Annotated in this window: 18 protein-coding genes; 8 read left to right on the forward strand and 10 right to left on the reverse strand. The window is 59.4% G+C overall.

Translation table 11 applies throughout. The features are described from left to right. Nucleotides 1–179: 179 nt before the first annotated feature. From trpD to WCA10_RS19930, 3 genes are all read left to right on the forward strand, one after another. Nucleotides 180–1,238 carry an anthranilate phosphoribosyltransferase gene (gene trpD / locus WCA10_RS19920; protein ID WP_472824271.1) on the forward strand — a complete coding sequence of 353 codons (1,059 nt, stop codon included), beginning with the start codon at nucleotides 180–182 and terminating at the stop codon, nucleotides 1,236–1,238. Between the two features lie 244 nt (nucleotides 1,239–1,482). Next, complete coding sequence (locus tag WCA10_RS19925) at nucleotides 1,483–2,196, forward strand: SIMPL domain-containing protein (RefSeq protein WP_472824272.1); 714 nt, start codon at nucleotides 1,483–1,485, stop codon at nucleotides 2,194–2,196. 105 nt (nucleotides 2,197–2,301) lie between these two features. Beyond that, nucleotides 2,302–3,120: a DODA-type extradiol aromatic ring-opening family dioxygenase gene (locus tag WCA10_RS19930; RefSeq protein ID WP_472824273.1), complete on the forward strand. Its 819-nt coding sequence runs from the start codon at nucleotides 2,302–2,304 to the stop codon at nucleotides 3,118–3,120. 34 nt (nucleotides 3,121–3,154) lie between these two features. Here the strand turns inward: WCA10_RS19930 and WCA10_RS19935 are convergent, their stop codons facing one another. Both WCA10_RS19935 and WCA10_RS19940 read right to left on the reverse strand, forming a co-directional pair. Beyond that, nucleotides 3,155–3,583: a DoxX family protein gene (locus WCA10_RS19935; protein WP_472824274.1), complete on the reverse strand. Its 429-nt coding sequence runs from the start codon at nucleotides 3,581–3,583 to the stop codon at nucleotides 3,155–3,157. A gap of 19 nt (nucleotides 3,584–3,602) precedes the next feature. Further along, entirely contained in the window at nucleotides 3,603–4,112 is a 510-nt protein-coding gene (locus tag WCA10_RS19940; protein ID WP_472824275.1) for a glutathione peroxidase, read from the reverse strand. Nucleotides 4,113–4,638: 526 nt separating this feature from the next. Here WCA10_RS19940 and bamA point away from each other — a divergent pair. From bamA to WCA10_RS19955, 3 genes are all read left to right on the forward strand, one after another. Continuing rightward, entirely contained in the window at nucleotides 4,639–7,614 is a 2,976-nt protein-coding gene (gene bamA, locus WCA10_RS19945; RefSeq protein ID WP_472824276.1) for an outer membrane protein assembly factor BamA, read from the forward strand. A 405-nt stretch (nucleotides 7,615–8,019) separates the two neighbouring features. Beyond that, nucleotides 8,020–8,676 (forward strand): OmpH/Skp family outer membrane protein, encoded by a 657-nt coding sequence (locus tag WCA10_RS19950; protein WP_472824277.1) that lies wholly within the window; start codon nucleotides 8,020–8,022, stop codon nucleotides 8,674–8,676. A gap of 379 nt (nucleotides 8,677–9,055) precedes the next feature. Then, nucleotides 9,056–9,721 (forward strand): OmpH/Skp family outer membrane protein, encoded by a 666-nt coding sequence (locus tag WCA10_RS19955; RefSeq protein WP_472824278.1) that lies wholly within the window; start codon nucleotides 9,056–9,058, stop codon nucleotides 9,719–9,721. 396 nt (nucleotides 9,722–10,117) lie between these two features. Here WCA10_RS19955 and lepA read toward each other — a convergent pair whose 3' ends face one another. Then, nucleotides 10,118–11,929, reverse strand: a complete 1,812-nt coding sequence (gene lepA, locus WCA10_RS19960; protein ID WP_472824279.1) for a translation elongation factor 4 — start codon at nucleotides 11,927–11,929, stop codon at nucleotides 10,118–10,120. A gap of 162 nt (nucleotides 11,930–12,091) precedes the next feature. On the opposite strand from lepA, the gene WCA10_RS19965 reads away from it, so the two are divergent. Further along, nucleotides 12,092–13,954, forward strand: coding sequence for a lytic transglycosylase domain-containing protein (locus WCA10_RS19965; protein ID WP_472824280.1), 1,863 nt, complete (start codon nucleotides 12,092–12,094; stop codon nucleotides 13,952–13,954). Nucleotides 13,955–14,099: 145 nt separating this feature from the next. Beyond that, a complete protein-coding gene (locus tag WCA10_RS19970; RefSeq protein WP_472824281.1) occupies nucleotides 14,100–14,660 on the forward strand; it encodes a hypothetical protein in 561 nt (186 codons plus the stop codon). 550 nt (nucleotides 14,661–15,210) lie between these two features. Here WCA10_RS19970 and WCA10_RS19975 read toward each other — a convergent pair. The 7 genes from WCA10_RS19975 to WCA10_RS20005 form a co-directional block, all read right to left on the reverse strand. Further along, on the reverse strand, nucleotides 15,211–15,660 hold the full coding sequence (locus WCA10_RS19975) for a DinB family protein (RefSeq protein WP_472824282.1): 450 nt from the start codon (nucleotides 15,658–15,660) through the stop codon (nucleotides 15,211–15,213). A 72-nt stretch (nucleotides 15,661–15,732) separates the two neighbouring features. Continuing rightward, nucleotides 15,733–16,281, reverse strand: a complete 549-nt coding sequence (locus WCA10_RS19980; RefSeq protein WP_472824283.1) for a peroxiredoxin — start codon at nucleotides 16,279–16,281, stop codon at nucleotides 15,733–15,735. 162 nt (nucleotides 16,282–16,443) lie between these two features. Continuing rightward, nucleotides 16,444–17,355 carry an LpxI family protein gene (locus WCA10_RS19985; protein WP_472824284.1) on the reverse strand — a complete coding sequence of 304 codons (912 nt, stop codon included), beginning with the start codon at nucleotides 17,353–17,355 and terminating at the stop codon, nucleotides 16,444–16,446. A gap of 315 nt (nucleotides 17,356–17,670) precedes the next feature. Continuing rightward, the gene (gene lpxA, locus WCA10_RS19990) at nucleotides 17,671–18,441 is read right to left on the reverse strand and encodes an acyl-ACP--UDP-N-acetylglucosamine O-acyltransferase (protein ID WP_472824285.1); all 771 of its coding nucleotides are present in this window, start codon (nucleotides 18,439–18,441) and stop codon (nucleotides 17,671–17,673) included. Further along, on the reverse strand, nucleotides 18,438–18,953 hold the full coding sequence (gene fabZ, locus WCA10_RS19995; RefSeq protein ID WP_472824286.1) for a 3-hydroxyacyl-ACP dehydratase FabZ: 516 nt from the start codon (nucleotides 18,951–18,953) through the stop codon (nucleotides 18,438–18,440). Before fabZ ends, lpxA begins: the two co-directional genes overlap by 4 nt. A gap of 346 nt (nucleotides 18,954–19,299) precedes the next feature. Further along, on the reverse strand, nucleotides 19,300–20,124 hold the full coding sequence (locus tag WCA10_RS20000; RefSeq protein WP_472824287.1) for a hypothetical protein: 825 nt from the start codon (nucleotides 20,122–20,124) through the stop codon (nucleotides 19,300–19,302). Nucleotides 20,125–20,272: 148 nt separating this feature from the next. Next, a complete protein-coding gene (locus tag WCA10_RS20005) occupies nucleotides 20,273–21,073 on the reverse strand; it encodes an SDR family NAD(P)-dependent oxidoreductase (RefSeq protein ID WP_472824288.1) in 801 nt (266 codons plus the stop codon). Nucleotides 21,074–21,288: the final 215 nt, after the last annotated feature.

Genomic DNA, 21,288 nt, shown 5'->3' on the forward strand with positions numbered 1-21,288 from the left:
AACGTCCGCTGATATGTTCGGGAATCCGTTTGCAACAACGACAAAGACCGGTCAGCGCGATCGCTCCCGCGGTACCCAAATACTATCTTGCTGCACGATGCGGTCGCAAACGACCGCCGCCGTAGGCGGTTTTCTCTTTCGGAGAAGCACGTTCGTCGTGCAATTACCATAATTGAGATATGGATTCGCTGAAGACCCTCCTCAAGCCGCTTGCCGAAGATGGCGCACAACTCACCCGCGAGCAGGCTGCCGACGTGCTCCGTCAGATTCTCTCCGGCCACGTTCCGGATGTCGAAACCGCCTCGCTGCTCACCGTCCTCTCTACGCGCGGCGAACAAGCTCCCGAACTCAGCGGCTTCGTCGACGTCATGCGTGAGCAGTGCGTCCCCGTCCCACTCACCGATGAAGAACGCGCCGAACTCGTCGACTGCGTCGGCACCGGCGGTGGTGGTCCGCTCACGTTCAATATCTCCTGCGGCGCCGCACTCGTTGCCGCAGCCGCCGGCGCCAAAGTCGCCAAGCACGGCAATCGTGCCGTCACCTCCCGCTGCGGCGCGGCCGATGTCCTCGAAGCCCTCGGCGTTCCCATCGAACTTTCGCCTGATCTCGCCGTCGAATGCCTGCGCGAAACCGGCTTCGTCTTCCTCTACGCGCCGCTCTACCACACGGCGATGAAGTCCCTCGGCCCCCTGCGCCGTGCACTCGGCTTCCGCACCATCTTCAATCTTTGCGGACCGCTCACCAACCCCGCACACGCCCGCATCCAGGTCGTGGGCGTCCTCGCACCTAGCCGCGTCCTTCTTGTTGGCCGCGCGCTCCAGGCCCTCGGCTCCAAACGAGCGTTCGTCGTCCACGGCACCGACGGCATCGATGAACTCACCACCACCGGAGAGTCGGTGGTCGCGCGCATCATCGAAAGTCAACCCGGCGAAGAACCGACCCTCAGAGCCGCTCGCATCACGCCGGAGATGGCCGGCCTGCCCCGTGCCGCGCTCGCCGACTTCACCGGCGGCGACATTGAGACCAACAAGGCGCTGCTCTATGACGTTCTCACCGGCATCCCCGGCGCCCGCCGCGACATCGTTCTGCTCAACGCCGCCGCTACGCTCGTCGCCGCGGACCTCGCCGGCGACCTCAAAGAAGGTGTCGCCCTCGGCGCCGAAGCCATCGACTCCGGCCAGGCCGCCGCCACCCTGGCCAAGCTCAGAATGTTCGGCGAAAAACACGCAAGAACGTAGTGCCCGCCCGTTCCATAAACATGGAACGAAATCTTCGAAGATGACGTTTGTAAATGGGCACAGCTTTACACCCTACTGAAAAACATGACGAATCGGCTGTTTTGTAACAAGGGCATGGCTTTAGCCAGGCCGCAATTGCAACAAAAATGAGTGTCGGGCTTCAGCCCCTAAGGGCTCTCGTTGAGGAGTTGATTACGCCACAGGGCCTGAATTCGCTCGGTTGAAGGACAGGAGCAATCAATCTATGAAATCCATCGCAATTACGCTCGCCTCTGCGCTTCTCTTTGCCTCTGTTGTGACTCGAGCTCAACAAACCACACTGCCGCAGATGAAAGTTGATACCAGCAATCGCACCCTCAGCGTCTCTGCAACTGAAACGGTGTCCGTCGAGCCGGACCTCGCCATCCTGCACATCGGTTCCGACACTGCGCCCGAAGATGCCAAATCGGCCTATGCCGACGGAGCTCGCGCCTCAAACGCCATTGTCGCCGCTGTCAAGCAGGCAGGGATTCCCGAAGCCTCGATCCGCAGCGAGTCGCAATATCTTGATCGCGACTACTCGACCAAGCAGCACAAATTCGTGCTCCACCAGCAGTGGACTGTGAAGGTTGCGCCCGAACGCGCCGCCGAAATTCTCGACATCGCCGTCACCGCTGGCGCCACCGATAGCGGCCAGATCGATTGGACCGTGAAAGACGTCCCCGCCCTTGAATCCCAGGCGCTCGACCACGCCGCCACCCGTGCAAAGCAGAATGCGGAGGTACTCGCCAAGGGAATGGGTGTTCGCCTGGGCGCCCTGATCTATGTCAGCAACCAGATGTCGGCGCCGCAATTTCCGAGGCCGATGTTCGGCCTGGCGATGAAGGCCAACGCGAGTCCAGCGGCTCCGCCCCTCTCCATCGAACCTCACCAGGTCAGCCGCGAAGCCACCGTCTACGCCGTCTTCGCCATCGAGTAGGAAACCCGCTCGACCGCGAACACTGAATCCACACGAGCAGAACCGGCATCCAATATCCGTTTGAACAAGTAATCCAGGGCCACGTGGCCCAAGGTGTTAAAACGTATGTCCTCCAACCCCAAACAACGCCAGCCCGCCCTCTTCCTCCCCCACGGCGGAGGCCCCTGCTTCTTCATGGACTGGACCTGGGGTCCGGCCGACACATGGCACGCCACCCAGCGCTTTCTTGAATCGGTAGCCTCTTCGCTTCCTGAAAAGCCGAAGGCCCTGCTCGTCATCAGCGGCCATTGGGAAGAGCCAGTCTTCACGTGCAGCGCCGTCTCCAAACCCGACCTTATCTTCGACTACTCCGGGTTTCCGCAGCACACCTATCAGCTCACCTGGCCCGCGCCCGGCAACCCCGCTCTGGCCGAACGGGTGATCGGCATCCTCCGAGAAGCCCGTCTATTCGCAATCCCCAGCTTCAACCGTGGCTACGACCATGGTGTCTTCGTTCCGCTCAAAGTAGCTTTTCCGCAGGCGCAGATTCATGTCGTCACCATGTCGCTCGACCAAACTCTCGATCCAGCCTTGCACATCGCTGCCGGCCGCGCTCTCGCACCGCTGCGCGACGAAGGCGTCCTCATCATTGCCAGTGGCATGAGCTTCCACAATCTCCGCGGCTACCTTCGTCCAGAGACGCCGGAGCGAGCCCGCGCCTTCGATACGTGGCTCACCGCTGCCGTCGAATCGCCTGCTCCGGAGCGCGACGCTCTTCTCACGAACTGGCAGACCGCGCCCTTCGCAGCCTACGCGCATCCACGCGAAGAGCATCTGATTCCCCTGATGGTCGCTGCGGGCGCCGGAGGCCAGGCAGCCGGAAAGAGAATCTTCACCGACGATCCCATGGGCGCAAAGATCAGCGCCTACCGGTTCGACGGATAGCGCCCCCATCGTCCGAATCCGGCCCGGCTCGGGTTTACCGTTTCAGGCTGACTTTGACTCCACTGTCCAGCAGGATCGCCACCAGCCCGAACAGCATGCTCAGGTCGGTCCGCGCCTCGTGAATAAAGCTCAGCACTCCATAGTGCTCCAGCTTCGCCGGCGCAAAATGCCCCAGGGGATGCCCCAGCAGAATCGGCACCTTGGTTGTGATGATTGCGGTCAGAATCACCACCAGCAGCAACAGAGCCGCATCGCCGGCATAGAAACCTAGAATCAGCGCTCCGCCAGCCGCAATCTCCACCGCTCCCACAAAGGGTGCAAGCACATGCGGGAACGGCAGCCCGATGTGTGCGAAACGTCCGGCACCCAGTTCCGCCGGGTACACAAACTTCAATATCCCCTCGGTCAGAAACACCACTCCCACAATCACTCGAATCAGAATCATTGGAAGGTTTTTGCGCATTGCTCGCTCCCCACCCGGACTATGCAGGCCCAAGCAGTTTCTCAATGTCCTTAGCCAGGCTCTCCGGCTTGGTAGTGGAGGCGAACCGCGCCACCACATTCCCGCTGCGATCGACGAGGAACTTCGTAAAGTTCCATTTGATCGCCCCGCCTCCCAGCGGACCCAGCAATCCCGGCCTTTCTTTTTTCAGGAACCGATACAGCGGGTGCGCCTTGTCCCCGTTCACATCGATCTTCGCAAACATGGGAAAGCTGACCCCGTAGTTCCGCTCGCAAAAGACGCCGATTTCAGCGGACGTCCCCGGCTCCTGCGCGCCAAATTGGTTGCACGGAAACCCCAGCACATCCAGCCCGCACTCCTTATACGTTTGATAAAGCGTCTCCAGGCCTGCATATTGCGGGGTGAATCCGCATTGGCTGGCCGTATTCACAATCAGCAACACCTTGCCCTTGAACTCCGCCAGGCTCGCTGGGCGTCCTTCCAGCGTTTCGGCCGAAAATCCATATATGGTCTCGGTAGTTTCCGCCATTTTCTCCTCGGTCCTGGGTCCCCAAAGGCAGGTCGTCATCTGTGGGCAACGAATTCCTGCCGCTTTGAGGATGTCATGTTGAGCGCACGTGCGTCTAAAGATCGTGCATTCGCCTATGTTCAGTGATTCAAAAGTCTCGCGCGGACGAGTCTTCTTTCACGCGACGATTTGAAGGGGCAATCGAGCCCATTTCGGTCCGGTAAACTGATCTAGGACCTGAATGAGCAAGCTGTTGGCGAGGTGTTGGGCTGCCGGATCGAAATGCTGTTTCCTCCGCATCTCCTCTTCGTCATCTGCGTCGCAAGATGCCCGGTGTCCCAAATAGCGCGAATGGCGGGGGCTCGTGGATAGTAGTTCGTCTTCGGGTTGCTCCGGGCGCGGCAGGAGAATTGGGGAAGGTTTCGGTTTCCGAGCCGGGCGCTTCATTGGCGTTTTCGATGAGGCGGTTGCGGTCGGAAGTCAACGTCTTCGAGATGGTAAAATCAATCTTTCCTAAAGGCTGTAACAGAACTTAAGCAGTGAGGGTGTGCATATTCTTCCCGTGAAGCCTTACCTTGGACCGCACCAGTACTTGTGCTCGCCGCAGGACTCCAGCCCGGTGAAGATCAAGCTCGACGTTATTGCCCGCAATTTGCGGATCCCTTTCCTGTTTTCCCGGCTGGCTCTGGTACTGTTGCTCGCCTTCTCGGCTGGCGCCGCCCTCGCCCAACAATCGCAGATCATCCAATCCATCCGGGTCATTGGCAACCGCCGCATTCCCAAGGAGACGATCAAGGCGCGCATGTTCACGCATGAGGGAGACACCTACGATCAGCTCTCCATCGAACGCGACTTCAACTCCCTGTGGAATACAAATTATTTCGAAAATCTCCGGATCGAGCGCGAAGACACAGAGAAGGGCATCATCCTCGACGTCTTCGTTGTGGAACGCCCCACCATCCGCGAAATTAACTACAAGGGCAACAGTTCGGTCTCGACCTCCGACATTCTCGACCGCTTCAAGAAGGAAAAAGTCGGCCTCTCGGTCGAGGGCCAGTACGATCCCACCAAGATCAAGCGCGCCGAAACCGTCCTCAAGGAACTCCTCGCCGAGCACGGACACCAGTTCGCCAACGTCAAGACAGACGTCAAGACCATTCCTCCAGCGTCGGTGCAGATCAACTTCAGCATCAAGGAAGGCCCGACAGTCAAAGTCGGCCAGATCAAGTTCACTGGCAACCAGCACATCGGCAGCCTGCAATTGCGCCGCTCGATGAAGAACCTGAAACCCGTCGGCATTCCGTATTCGATCATCTTCGAGGATCTCTTTGCCCGCACCTTCGATGCCTCCAAGCTCGATGAAGACACGGAACGCGTCCGCTTCGCCTATCGCGACAAGGGTTACGCCAACGCCGCCGTCGAGACGCCCCGCACGCAGATTCGCGACGAAGGCGGCCTGAACTGGTTCACTTTCCGGCCTAACCGCGGCAAGCGTATCGATATCCTGATGCCGATTGAAGAGGGCGAGCGTTATCGCCTCGGCACCATCACCTTTACCGGCAACACCCACATCACGAACACCAAAGCCCTGCGCTCTACCTTCGCCATCAAGGACGGCGACTGGTTCAACGCCTCCGTCATCGGTAAGGGACTCGAGAATCTGAAGAAGGCCTACGGCCAGCTCGGCTACATCAACTTTGGCGCCATCCCCAAGCCCATCTACGATGACCAAAAGCATACCGTCTCGCTGCAGGTCGACATTGACGAAGGCAAGCAGTTCTACGTCTCCCGCATCGAGTTCGAGGGCAACACCATTACCCGCGACCGCGTCATCCGCCGCGAACTGCTCCTCGACGAGGGCCAGGTCTACAACTCCCAGCTCTGGGAGTACAGCCTGCAGCGCCTCAACCAGCTCGAATACTTCGATCCCCTCAAGGTCGACCAGGACTCAGAGGCGCACCAGAATGTAGAAGCCGGCACTGTAGATCTTCTCCTCAAGGTCAAGGAGAAGGGCAAGAACTCTATCGGCCTCAATGGCGGCGTGAGCGGACTCTCGGGCGCCTTCCTGGGCCTCAACTACCAGACCAACAACTTCCTCGGCCTGGGTGAAACCCTTAGCGTGCAGGGCAACATCGGCAACGTAAGCCGCCAGTTCCTCTTCGGGTTCTCGCAGCCCTATGTGCACAACCGCCCGCTCGGCCTCGGCTTCCAGATCTACAACAACAAGTCGGACTTCAATGCCGCAAAGTCCTACCAGACCACCACGGGAACGGCACTCAACCTGAGCGCCGCGCAGCAATCACTTACGCAGAACTACAATCAGGCCGCCACCGGGATAAATTTCTCGCTCAACTACCCGCTCCGCCGTCATGCGTTTCAGCGCGTGGGCTTCACCTACTCGCTCTCCCGTGCCAATATCACCGCGTTCAGCACAGCATCGCAAACCTACTTCCAGACCATCAGCTTCCGTTCCGGCATTCAGGGCTCCAACGCACTGGCGGGCATTGTCACCAGCCAGATTTCGTTGACCTATTCCTACAACACTGTCAATAATCCGGTACGGCCCCGTTCGGGCAAGGAATTCACGGCGGCGCTGCAGGCAGCCGGCATCTGGGGCAACGTGCGCTACTTCACGCCGCTCGTGGCCTTCAAGACCTACCGCTCCATGCACTACCTCAAGTTCAGTCCCAACGGACATAACGTGCTCGCCTTCAAATCTCAGCTCGGCTATATCCAGGGCTTTGGCGGCGCTGTGGCGCCCCCGAATAACCGCTTCTACGCCGGTGGCGATTCCGAATTGCGTGGCTTCGACGTGCGCAGCGCTACGCCCTATGGGTATGTACCCACACGCCAGACCGTGCAGCTCACCAATCCTGACGGTTCCTGCGTCCCGCGCGATCCCAACAATCCGCAGCTCGGCCAGTGCATCCAGGTTCCGATTCCCGTGTACGGCATCGTCTCGATTGGAGGCGACACCAGCTTCACCAGCAACCTGGAATACCGCATTCCCATCGTCGGCTCTGCGATGTTTGCCTTCTTCGACGATTTTGGCATGGACGTCGTGACCAACCGCGGTCAGCTCAAGCAAAGTCCCCAGGGATTCGCATCCCTCACCGCTCCGCTCTATGGCTGCCCGGTCTATAACAACGGTTCCTGCCAGGGCGGCATCCCCGGTACACAGGTCGGCTTCCAGCGCGATATCCGCCCCGTGCTTGGCACCAACATTGTTCCCCGCATGTCGCTCGGCGGCGAGTTCTCCATTATCATGCCCGTCATCAACGCGCCTTTCCGTCTCTATTACGCGTACAACCCCCTTCGTCTCTACGAGCGGCCTTTTTGCAACGACGTAGTCCTCGGCGCCAAAGTGCAGAGCTGCACAGCCGAACTCATCACCCGCGATATGTTCCCGCCGGGCGGCGCGGGCGACTACACCTATCAGCAGACCATCCAGGGCTACGGCGCGCAGAACCTCTTCCGCGAACCTCGCAAGACCTTCCGCCTCAGCGTCTCCACCACGTTCTAGCTTCGTATTCAATCAACCCCGCCAAGAAGGCCGCTCCAACGAGCGGCCTTCTTGGCCTTGTACTTCCTTGTCCCTAATGTTTCTCGTCCCTTGTCCCCCATGTGCCTTGTCCCCTCGTCCTTATGTCCCTATGCCCTTTGTCCCTATGTCCCTCGTCCCTACGTCCCTTTGTCCCTCGTCCTCTCGTTCCCTCTTCCTCCCGTTTGACCCCCCTCTTCGCGACTCATATAATCCTTGCTAGTTCCTGCTGACGTCTCCGTCCGCGTCTTTTTGCCTCTGCCTTAACTGTCGCGGAGCTCCCAATGAAGAAGACGAATGAAGGTTGCTCAGGAGGCACAGGCTCGCCAATGCGCCGTACTGGCTGCAGGGCTGCCTTCCAGGGATTTCAAGGAGTAATCGAACCACATGAAATGCACTCTTATGACCGTAGCCGCGCTGGCATCCTGCCTCGCCATGAATGCCGCCGCACAGCCGCCCGCTGCAGCAGCCGTAACCACCGCGCCCGCGGGACCGGCGAAAATTGCCGTCATCGGCTTCCAGGAAGCCGTCGCACAGACCAACGATTTCCAGCGCCGCTTCGCCGACCTGCAAAAGAAATATGAGCCCAAGCGCCAGGAACTCAAGACCCTGAACGAGCAGATCACTTCGTTGCAGAAGGAGCTTCAAGCCCAGTCCGCGACATTGGGCGACGCCGACCGCGCCACCAAGGCCAAACTCCTCGACGAGAAGCAGAAAGATATGAAGCGTGCCGGCGAAGACGCTCAAACCGACTATCAACAGGACATGCAGCAAACCTTTGGGGCTGTGGCCTCCAAGTTCGCCGAGAGCCTGGATGCCTATGCCAAGGAACACGGATACAGCGTAGTGCTCGACGGCGGCAATCAGCAGCTCCCCGTCGTCATCTACGCTAACCCCGCGGTTGACATCACCAAGGCCGTCGTCGAAGCCTACAACGTCAAGTCCGGCATCCCGGCGCCCGAGCACACTGCAGCCCCCGCTGCCACACACGGAGCGGCTAGCGCTCCCGCCAAGAGTGCACCCAAGGCGCCCGCCGGCCACTAGCCAGCCAAGCGCCACTAAAACGCGACGGCCTCGCCATCACGGTGAGGCCGTCGTGTTTCCTGCGTACCTGCCTCCTCCGTCCCTATGTCCCTTTGTCCCAATTGTCCCTATGTCCCTAATCCCTATGTCCTAATCCCTAATCCCTAATCCCTCGTTCCCTGTAGTTTGACCCCCCTTCCCTCCGCCCCTATAATCCTTCTAGTTCCTGCTGATGCTTCCGTCCGCTTCTTTTCTCGTCCTTGCTTCCGTCTAATGGAAGTCCCTCGAGAAAAATTGTCGCGAGGTTCTCTTCAGGGTGCGCGCAGCGAGGGCAACGGTTCGCCTTCAGAACTCGAATGCGCGGGTAGCCCCAGGAATTCCTAAGGAGTTTTCAAGCCGAATGAAGCACTCTGTTGCATTAGTTCTCATGCTGGCCTCAGGCCTTGCCCTCAGCGCCACCGCCCAAACACCGTCCGCAACCGCCCCGGCCACCGGCGCCGCAGCCACCACTGCACCAGCCGGCCCAGCTAAGATCGCCGTGATCGCGTTCCAGGTCGCCGTCGCACAAACCAATGAGGGCCAGCGCAGCTTTGCCGACCTGCAGAAGAAGTATCAGCCCAAGCAGGCGCAACTCAAATCGCTGAACGACGAAATCGAGACGCTTACCAAGCAGCTCCAGGCGCAGGGTGACAAGCTCAGCGAGGACGAGCGCGCGGCACGTGCCAAGACCATCGACGACAAGAAAAAACAGCTCCAGCGCAATGCTGAAGACGACCAGAACGACATGCAGAACGAGATGCAGGAGCTCTACAGTTCTCTCGCCTCGAAGGTGTATGACGTGCTGAACGACTACGCCAAGCAGCACGGATACACCCTGATCCTCGATGTCGCCCAGCAACAGAGCCCGGTGCTCTATGCCACCGAATCCACCAATATCACCAAGGCCATCATCGAAGCCTATAACGTGAAATCAGGCGTTCCCGCTCCTCCGCCGTCTGCAGCAGGTTCGGCTCCTCTTCCGTCGGCTCCCAAGCCGGCCGCGCCAAAGCCCACCACTCCTCAGTAGCCCGCGCCCGTTGGCGTCGCCTGGAGTTAGAAGATCATTCGACCGACAAGAAAAGGGCCCCGGATTCGGGGTCTTTTTCTCATCCAATTCGATCTGAATTCGCGCGAATTCCCAGTGCCTCTTGCACTTGCGAAATCTACTCAAGCCATCTGTGGAAAAAAATGTGGATTTCGAGACGCACAATCCATAAAAAAAACCGATTTTCCCCACTTGCCAATTGCCACCTGCTCTGATAAACCTAGGAAGCTCCTTATTTATCTATCAGAAGCACGGACTGTCGCCGCCTAGCCCGCACGTAATGTGTCTTCGAATCCAGTGCTGCCCTTGCGCAAAGCTTTCCACAATTCCCCATGAACAATCGATGACTGCGCAGTGAGCCAGGTCACCATTCTGGAGTTACTTCTGCTGGTCTTCCCCCACCCGCAACACCGCCAGAAAAGCCTCCTGCGGAATATCCACTTTCCCGATCCTTTTCATCCGCTTTTTGCCTTCCTTCTGCTTCTCCAAAAGCTTGCGTTTTCGGGAGATATCGCCACCATAGCACTTGGCCAGAACGTTCTTGCGCAGCGGGCTTACGGTCTCCCGCGCCACCACCTTGGCCCCGATTGCCGCCTGGATCGCCACCTCGAATTGCTGCCGCGGAATGAGCTCCCGCATCTTCGACACCAGCGCCTTGCCCCGCTCGTACGCAAAGTCCCGGTGCACAATAATCGACAGCGCATCCACCGGCTCGCCCGACACCAGGATGTCCAGCTTTACCATGGGCGATTCCCACTCGCCCGCCAGCGCATAGTCCAGCGAAGCATACCCGCGCGAAATCGACTTCAGGCGGTCGTAGAAATCCAGCACGATCTCGTTCAGCGGCAGTTCATAGGTCAGCAGCACGCGTGTCGGCGTTACGTACTCAAAATTGATCTGCTTGCCGCGCTTCTCTTCCACCAGCTTGAAAATCCCGCCGACATACTCCTCGTTGGTCAGAATCTTCGCCATGATCACCGGTTCGCGGATCGCATCGATGTTGGTCGGCTCCGGCCAGCGCGACGGATTGTCCACTTCCATCACCGACCCGTCCGTCATGGTGATGTGGTACCGCACGCCCGGCGCCGTCGTAATCAGATCCAGTTCGTACTCGCGCTCCAGCCGCTCCTGGATGATCTCCATATGCAGCAGCCCGAGAAACCCGCAGCGAAATCCAAAACCCAGCGCCACCGAACTCTCCGGCTCAAAGAAAAACGACGAATCATTCAGCCGCAATTTCTCCAGAGCATCGCGCAGAAGCGTGTGCTCGTGCGAGTCCACCGTGTAGAGTCCCGCGAACACCATCGGCTTGATGTCTTCAAAGCCCGGCAACTGCGCCTCGGCCGGCCGCTCCTCTTCCGTCACCGTGTCGCCGATGCGCGTATCGCTCACCGTCTTGATGGTGGCCGCAAAAAAGCCCACTTCGCCTGCGGAAAGCTGCGCGATCTCCACGGGCTTCGGCATCAGCACGCCCATCGACTCAACCTCGAACGACTTCCCATTCGACATCAGCCGGATTCGCTGCCCCTTGCGCATCGTCCCCTGCATCACGCGCACCAGCACAATCACGCCGCGATACGCATCAAACCATGAATCGAAAATCAGCGCCTGCAGCGGCGCATCCGGATCTCCGGTCGGCGGAGGCAGACGATGCACAATCGCTTCCAGCACTTCATCGACGCCCTGTCCCGTCTTCGCGCTTACTGGGATTGCATCCGTCGCATCCAGCCCCACGGCCATCTCGATCGCTTCTTGCGTCCGCACAATATCCGCCGAAGGGAGATCGATTTTGTTGATCACCGGAATAATGTCCAACCCGTGATTGATCGCGAGATACGCGTTCGCCAGCGTCTGCGCTTCGACTCCCTGCGTCGCATCCACGACCAGCAATGCGCCTTCGCACGAAGCCAGCGATCGCGAAACCTCGTAGCTGAAGTCCACGTGCCCCGGCGTATCGATCAGATTGAGCTGATATGTCTGCCCGTCTCTCGCCTTGTACATCATGCGCACCGCGTGGGCTTTGATGGTGATCCCGCGCTCGCGCTCCAGGTCCATCGCGTCAAGAATCTGCGCCTGCATCTCACGTCCGGTCACCGAGCCCGTCAATTCAAGCAGACGGTCGCTCAGCGTCGACTTCCCATGGTCGATATGGGCAATAATGGCGAAATTGCGGAGGTATTTTACGTCCATCAGGGGTAGCGTATCGTTGGCGAAAAGGTACTAAAGTCAGCGATATCTCTAGGTCATAGCTTATCATCGGCATAGTGCTTTCCGCGCTCTGGGGTAGTGTTGTTACAGCATCAACTGTTACGCATGATTTTGACTCGTTTGTGTAGCCTGGGTTGCGCCACGATGGCCCTCGCGCTGGCCGTGTCGTTGTCAGCATGCGATCCCTCAAAACCCGCGGCATCCGCTACTCCTGCCGCACAGGCGCTTGCTCCCGCCCTCTCCGCTCCTGCGCCCCAGCAGGCTCCGGCCGCTGCGCCGCCGCCACAGCCCAGTGCGTCGCAGCAGCGCGTGCAGTCGCTCATCCAGCAGGTCGAGAAGGCCTACGCTCTCGGGGATGCCGCCTACAAACGCGGCAATCTGCCCGATGCGCGTTCCAACTTCGACAACGCCGTCGACCTCATGCTCACCAGCGGTATCGACATCAAATCCACACCCGCGTTGCAGGATGAATTCGACCGAATCGTCGACCAGATCAACGGCCTGGAAATGGAAGCGCTCAAGCAGGGCAACGGCTTCACTCCCAAGACAGAAGACACCCCCGCTGAGGCCGCCACCGACGTCACCTTTGTCGTCGATCCCAACATCGTGGCCAAGGCCAACGCCGACCTCGCCACTACCAAGTCCGATCTTCCCCTCGTGGTCAACGACTACGTCGCTGCCTACATCAACTTCTTCGCCAACACCACCAAGGGCCACAACACGTTGCTTCACTCCTTCCAGCGCGCCGGCCGCTATCGTTCGATGATTCAACGCGTCATGAGCGAAGAAGGGGTGCCGCAGGACCTCATCTACCTCGCCGTCGCCGAGTCTGGTTTCCAGCCCCGCGCCGTCAACCGCCGCTCCCGCGCCGGCGGCATGTGGCAGTTCATGCCCCGCGGCAACTACGGCCTCACCCGCAACAATTATGTCGACGAACGCTTCGATCCCGAGAAATCAACCCGCGCCTACGCCCGATACATGAAATATATCTACTCCCAGCTCGGCGACTGGTACCTCTCCATGGCCGGCTACGACTGGGGCACAGGCAACATCCAGCGCGCCGTCGAAAAGACCGGCTACGCCGATTTCTGGGAGCTTTACAAGCGCAACAATCTCCCCGGCGAAACCAAGAACTATGTTCCCGAAATTCTTGCCGCCATCATCATCGCCAACCACCCAACGCAGTACGGCTTCGACGACATCACGCTCGACCCGCCGGTTGTCACCGATACGGTTACCATCAACTATTCCGCCGACCTGCGTCTGGTCTCTGACATAGTCGGCGCCCCGGTCGACGAGCTCATCGCCCTCAATCCCAGCCTGCTGCGCCTCGCCACCCCGCCCGACACCGAGTTTGACCTGCACCTGCCCGCCGGCACCGCCGCCCTCTTCCAGGAGAAGATCGCGGCCATCCCCGAGAGCAAGCGCAACTCCTGGCGCTATCACAAAGTCACGCCCGACGACACGCTCGCTTCCATCGCCCATACGTATCGCGTATCTCTCCGCGACCTGGCCGATGTCAACCAGTTGAGCGAGAACTCAAAGCTTGAGGGCGTCGAAGCCCTCGTTGTGCCCGTGGCTCCTTCCGCTGCCCCATCCGCACACACCGTTTACTACACCACCCGCCGCGGAGACACCCTGGTTTCCGTCGCCGACCGCTTCGGCGTCTCCCTCACCCAGCTCCGCCGCTGGAACAAGCTCCCCTCCTCCGGCATCAGGATCGCCGCCGGGCATCGCCTTCACGTTGCCGAACCCACCCTCGCCCGCGCCAGCATGCACAGTCGCCGCGCAAAGGGCAAGGCCAGCCGCACCGGCGAAGTTGCCAGCGACGCAAAGCCCGCCCACGAAGACTCCGCGGCATCTCACCGCTCTGCTTCGAAGACATCCTCATCCCGCAGCAGCCGCAAAACCCACGCTTCGTCTCCCGCATCGTCAAAACACAAGCACAGCGCGAGTTCCACGAAGCACTCATCGCACGCAAAATCGGCTTCGCATGCACAAAAATAATTGCGAGCGCGTTGCTCTTCACCTGTTTTGATAGCTTTTCTTTCAGGGTTGTTGTTAAAATGACTCCGCATGCGGAGATGATTTGTCCGCAACGCAGAGATGCAAAATCCCACATGGGCAGCGGCAATCCGCTGGAGGCAATCGGATGGACGAAGTGATCAAAATGTACGCAATGAATGACGGCAATCCTGACCTGGAGCCGGCAGAGATGAGCGCCGATCACGATGAGATGGAAGAGGACGACGAGGTGGAAACCTCAACCGTGCTTACCTCCTCCGACGATGACGAGGGTGTAGTCGAAGAGGGCGTAATCATCGTGGAAGCGATTCCTATTCCGGCACCGGCCCCGAAGAAGGCTGCCAAAAAAGCTCCGGCCAAGAAAGCTGCTGCTCCGGCCAAAAAGGCCCCGGCCAGGAAAGCAGCCAAGAAGGCAGCGAAGAAAGCTGCCAAAAAAGCTCCGGCCAAAAAGGCCGCAAAGAAGTCCGCCAAGAAAACCGCGGGCGCGAAGGGCGGAAAAGTCGCGAAGAAATCCGCGGCTCCAAAGCGCGCCGGCAAAACCACAAAACGAGGTAAAAAGTTGGCCGTTAAGAAGGCAGCAAAAAAGGCGCCCGCCAAGAAGGCAGCAGCGAAGAAAGCTCCTGCAAAGAAGGCGGCGAAAAAGACAGTCAAGAAGGCAACCAAGAAGACTGCCAAGAAAAAGAAGTAAGCTGGCAATCGCAATCTTCAAAAGGCAAGCAAAAATGCCCGGCATCCCGCCGGGCTTTTTTGCGTCTGCAGTCTACCGATGGCAACGATGAAATCTCACAATTGTTGATCACAGACGAACAAAGTGCCATCGGCTTTATCGCGGAAAACTCGATACCCAGTCTGGGTCTTCGGAAGCCATGCCTCGTAGAATCCCACAGGCTTGGGCAGAAACCACGGGGGGACGAGGCCCGCAAGATTTCAGCAGCTTGTGGTCGGGATTGACGACTGTCATAAACTGGTTTGCCGTCAATCCGGACACGAACTTTGATGATGGCTGCACTGCAATGAAGTAGCTATACTCTGTCGTCCAATGAGGCGATCTCCAGTAGTAGCTGTGAAGCACCCTGACGTCGTCGGGCAGATTAAAGCCAAACACGCGTTTGAAGTTCCCCGGATCATCAACCCATGTGCCCCCGCATCCGGCAACACAGAGAAGTATCAGGTATAGCAAGGGAGCCGTCCTGGTTCGCAACCCGTTGCCCATTGACCCTCAATATCGCATGCAGAAGCTAAGAGCTAACGGCTAAAAGCTGTTTCAAATGCCACCGCTGATGCACCACGTAATCCTCGATCAGAAACCGTAGAGTCACCGGCGTGTCCGCATCCATCACGCATGGCGCCTCTAGCCTTGAATCCGGAATCCGATCCACAACTGCCATCAGGATCTCGTGTTCCGCCTCCCACCAGCCAAGCAGCGTTTCCCAGGTCTGATCGGCATACCCATGCGCGGCGACCCATGCATCCTGGTCATAATTCCGCCCATTGAAGAAACCTTCGCTCGCTGCCCGCACAAACCGCTGCCGGTTGTTCGTCGCAGAATCCAGCAGGTGGCCCACGATCTGCTTCCGCGTCCACCCGCCCTCCCGCCACGGCACATCCGCCAACGCCGCCGGCACCGCCATCAGCGCCCGATGCACGTCATCCAGCCCCGCACGAAATTCCGCTGCAATTTCAGTCATAGTCTCTCGCAGAAGAGTTTAAAGCTGATTCGAGCAGGGTCGAGCTGAGGGCTGATAGCTGATAGCTCTCAGCTACCCTTTCTTCGCCTCCGCCAGCGCCGCCAGCACCTCTTCGGAGTGAACCTGCGGATTGACCTTCGTCCACACCTTCACGATCTTTCCCTTCGGATCGATCAGAAACGTGTTCCGCTGCGCAATCGTCATGGTGCCGAAGTGCCCCAGCGAGCCGTATTCGTCCACCACCTTGCGCGCAGGATCAGCAAGCAGTTTGAACGTCAGCCCTTCGTTGGTGCAGAACTGCTTGTGGCTATCGGGCGTATCCACACTCACACCCACGATGGCGGCATTCACTGCGTCATACTTCGCCTGGTCGCGCTGGAAGTTGTGCGCCTCGATCGTGCAGCCTTGCGTCATGTCCTTCGGATAGAAGTACAGCACCACCCATTTGCCGCGAAAACTGTCCAGCGAAATCTGGTTTCCATCCTGCGACGGCAGGGTAAACGTGGGTGCCATCTGCCCGACGGATGGCATGGTTTGCGGGTCATCCGCCGCCCGCACCGTCACCAGAGAAACCGACAGCACAACCGCCGTCGCAAACACACTCAGAATCATCTTCTTCATCTGTAACCTCCTCTTCATCAAAACGGGGAAAACTCGGAATCCGGGCCCACACACCGGCATTCATAAGACGTGGCAGAGCAACATAGGGACGCCACGCTCCGCCAGTATAGTTCCACCTCCCCAGCAGACTTGTCACCAAAAGGTCGCCTGCCCCCTCGGTCCCTATGTCCCTATGTCCTTTGTCCCTATGTCCCTTTGTCCCTGCCTTGGCGTAGCCACGACCACAATCCCCGCCTCCGCCGCGCGCTTCAGCAGCGCCTCGCGATCGAACAGCAGCGTCCGCCCCGCCTCGACGGACAAACAGCTCGCACCGGCCTGAATCATCGTCTCGATCGTCTTCATTCCGATCACCGGCACATCAAACCGCATATCCTGGTTCGGCTTCGCAACCTTTACCACCGTCAGACGCCGCTCAAGGGTCGAAGCGGGCGAACCGAATTCTTCGTCCATCGATTTCATCAGCGCTCCCGCCCGCTCGATCGTCGCGTCCGTGCCTTCCATCGCCTCAACGGCCACACACGCCTGCGCCGCCACCACCACCGTCTGCCCGATGTCGAACCCGGCAAGCGCCCGCGCTACACCCAGCCCGTACTCGATGTTCTTCCGCTCGTCCTCGGTCGGCCCGCGCCCACCCACAGCCTCGGTAAGAGCGCCTTCTTCAGCGAGCAGCGGCTCCAGAAACTGCGTCGAGCTCATCAGTTCAATGCCCTCATCCCCGAGCACCTTCGCCACCGCGCCCAGCAGCATGTCGGTATTCCGCGTACGCAGATTCAGGAGCAGCTTCGCCAGCCGCCAATCCGGCCGAATGCTCGAGAAAATTTGTTTGTGCTTCACCTGCCCCGCCATCACCGCGGCTTTCACATCTTCCTTGTGAAACACCTCGATCAGCCGCGACAGCTCCCCCAGCGACAGCCAGTGCACCGTAATCTTCTCGTCCGCCGCCGCCCGATCGTTGATCTCCGGGTCAGTCTCCTCGCGAATCGCCGCCACGGTTACAGAGAATCCCTGCGCCCGCGCCGCATCCAGCAGCAAAAACGGAAACCGCCCGTTCCCCGCAATCAAGCCAAGTTTCATGGCCTACGCTCAGGGAGGAGAGTGCGTTCAACCCAAGGTGTACATTTCCAGAAGACCACGGCAAGAGTCAGATAAATCGCAATGCGCAAGAAGAGAAACCCAACCTCTACGCGATAAAGGGACGGCAGAAACACGGCTGCCTGTGGCGATTGAACCGATCTCCATTGATTCGTGTAATGAACATAAGAAAGCAACCGTTCTGGTAGGTAGGTTGTTTCCTCGGCAGCAAACACTCCGCAGATAATCGATAGGGCGCGGCTCACGAGGTGCACTGCTTCCTTTCGCTCCATTGGCGTGCCTTCCTCCATCTTCGACCTACTTGATGACCCCGCGCTCGCTGCGCTCGATGAACTTCACCAGAAGCGCCACGTCCTCGCCCTCAAGCTCCCGTATCTTCTCGAGTGCCTGCGTCGTGTTCAACTTCGACACCAGCAGCAGACGGAAGGCCTTCTGCAGCGCCCGGATCCGCTCCGCGCTGAATCCCCTCCGCTCCAGCCCAATGCTATTTACGCCGAACGCCTTGTTCTCCCGCCGCGCGGAGGTCTTTGAAAACGGCAGCACGTCCTGGGTAACGATGGTCCCGCCGCCGATAAACGAATATTTCCCCACCGTGCAGAACTGGTGCACCGGGCTGAACGCCCCCACCGTCGCGAAATCCTCGATGATCACGTGGCCCGCCAGAGTCGCCGCATTCGCCAGGATGCAGCCGTTGCCCACAATGCAGTCGTGTCCAATATGCACCGCCGTCATCAGCAGGTTCTTCGATCCCACCCGCGTAATGCCGCCGCCCTTGGCGGTCCCGCGGCTGATGGTCACACCCTCGCGAATTGTATTGTCATCGCCGATCTCGCATTGGGTGGGCTCACCGTGATACTTCAAATCCTGCGGCGCCATGCCCACTGCGCAAAAGGGATAAAACACATTCCGAGCTCCGATGTGCGTCCGCCCATCGAGCACGACGTGCGAAATCAGGCGGCAGTCCTCACCCAGCACCACATCCGGGCCGATCGTTGAGAACGGCCCCACCTCGCAGGAGTCGGGAACCACCGCCCCCTCGGCCACCACTGCGCTGGGATGGATACTCACTCCGCCTCCGGCGCCGCCGGCGCCTTTCCCTCTGCCGGATTTGTGTCTTGGCTATCCCCATGCGCCTTCCGCTCGCGCTCCCGGGTCACCACCGCGCACGTCAGCGTCGCCTCGCACGCCAGCTTCCCATCCACGGTGGCGCGGCCATGGATCTTCCCGGCCCGTGTCCTGAACGACAACACGTCCACTTCGAATCGCAACTGGTCGCCCGGCGTCACCGGCCGGCGAAACTTCGCCCGCTCGATCCCCGTAAACACCACCAACTTCGAGTGCCGATCCTCGATCTCGTGCAGCATGATGATGCCGCCCGCCTGCGCCATCGCCTCCACCACCAGCACGCCCGGCATGATGGGGTATCCCGGAAAATGTCCCTGGAAAAACGGCTCGTTGATGGTCACATTCTTGATCGCCACCAGCCGCTTCGTCGGCTCGAACTCCGTGATCCTGTCGATCAGCAAAAAGGGGTAGCGGTGCGGAAGAAACTCCAGGATCTCCTGGATGTCGAACGTCATGCGCTAGCTCCACAGAGCGCGCCATCACCCGCCCCGCGCTCCCTGAGGATTATAGCGAAGCTCACTCCATGCTTCAGGCACCCTTTGGAAAGCTCTGAACAAGTCGAGTTTTGAAAGGACACGACTTCACAGTTTGCTGAAAAACTCGACGAACCCACTGTCTTGTAACAAGGGCATGGCTTCAGCCAGGCCGCAAATGCAACAAAATGAGTGAGGGCTTCAGCCCCTGTGCGATGCTTCGTTCAAGATTTGGATTTTTTCAGCAAGCTGTTCAGTCGCGCCGTGAGGGCAAAGAACGAAGGCACAAAAGCTGAGAGCTGAGAGCTGACAGCTGATTAGCTGAAAACTACTTCTTGATCTTCTTCGCCACCGCACCAACATCCCAGAACTCCGCCGGCAGATCCTGGTTGTAATGCACCTTGTCGATATACAACTGCCGCACCGTATCGCCGTTGTGCACCCGCGTAATCGAGTACGCCGTTGGCAACCCTTCCACATCGTGGTAGTCCGCGTACTCCTCCACATCCGTGTTCTTGTCCTTGTACACCGGGTCGCGCCACTGAAAGCTCCGGCTCAGCGGCAGGTGCGTCTGCACATCCATCTGTATCGTGATCGCTTCATTCTCCGCCGAGATCAGCGTCACCTGGTCCGCCATGTGCCGCTCCGCCATGCGCTGCCCTTCATACACCAGGATCGTCTTGGGATCCTTCAACCACACCTTCACCGCCATCTCGATCGAGTGGTCGCGCCTCCGCAGAAAATCATCCACCTGTTCCTTCGGCAAAGGCTTCGCACCGCGGTATGTCACTTCAGTCCCCTTGCGCCCTTCGTAAAACTGCACCACATCGCGATGCTTCGTATACTCCATCCGGTCGTGATCGGGCCACACATGAAACTCCCAGAACAGCGTCGTACCCACATCGGGCTCGCCGTGAAAGAACGCCGCGATGTGTCCCTCACGCACCACGTTTTTTAAGTTCAGCCACGCATCGCCGCCCAGCGCTTTTACCATCGCATCCATCGCCGCGCGCGCCTGTGCCGCATTCTTCTCGCCGGATACATCCATCGCCTGCGCTGGATGTTGCGCACCAGCATCGTCCGCCTGCGCCCGCATCCCAGGCGGCATCGCCAGCAACCCCAAAGCCAGCCAACCCGCCAATCCCTTCCCCATTCGTCCTCCGCCCATCAATTCCCTATGTCCCTGGCCACGATGTCCTGCTATTTCCCCATGTCCCTGTGTCCCTGTGTCCCTATGTCCCTGTGTCCCTGTGTCCCTATGTCCCTGTGTCCCTATGTCCCTCCGTCCCTATGTCCCTCCGTCACCCCGCCAGCACCGCTCCCCCATTCACATTCACTACCTCGCCTGAGATGAACCCCGCCAGCGGCGTGCACAAAAACAGTACCGGCCCCGCAATCTCCGACGTCATGGCCACACGTCCCACCGGAATCCCCGCCCTGATCCGCGCGCCCTGTGCCGGATCGCCCAGCGTTCCCGCCGACATATCCGTCGCCACCCATCCCGGAGCCACGCAGTTCACCATGATTCCCCGCGGCGCCAGCTCCGTCGACAGGCTCTTTGTCAGACTGATCAGCGCGCCTTTCGTCACGGCATAGTCCGCGTGCATGGCCTCGCCCCGCTGCCCCGCCGTCGAGCTGATCAGCACAATATGCCCCTTCGTGCCCTCATCGCCCATCGCCGGAGGTCCCTGCAGCTCCATCTGTACCACCGCCGACTGCACCAGCCCGAACACCGAGTCCAGGTTGACCGACATCGTATTCCGCCACTGCTCCTCGGTCATCAGCTCAATCGGCGCATCCTCCGCCGGCCACACGCCGTGATTCACCACCAGCGCATCCAGCCGCCCAAATGCCTTCACCGCCGCGCCCACCAGCGCCCGCCCATCCGACGGCGATCGCAAATCCTGCTCAATCGGAACACACCGAACCGGCCCGCCGCACTCGTCCATCAGCGTCAGCGCCAGTTCTTTCGCCTGGCGGTAGCTGAACACCACCCGCGCCCCCGCGGCCGCAAACAGCCGCACCGTCTCCGCGCCAATCCCGCGCGACCCGCCGGTAACCAGCGCAACCTTCCCATCCAACACCAGCGACACACCAGCCATAGCGCCAAACTATAGCGGTCTCCCACTCGTCGTAAAGTGCTGCCATCCCTTTCGCGTCGGATTCCATCCAGTTCCTTCACAACCTGAAAAGTAGTCATTATGGTGTGACCGGCTCGATGCGCTAGTCGTGGGTTAGGCTGAGTTTGTTAAGAACTTTAGTCCAGAGCCACAAGCGGAGGGAACCGGTCATGACTGAGAAGTTACGATTTTTGGGT

This window comes from Occallatibacter sp. (assembly GCF_049582745.1).
GTDB lineage: Bacteria > Acidobacteriota > Terriglobia > Terriglobales > Acidobacteriaceae > Telmatobacter.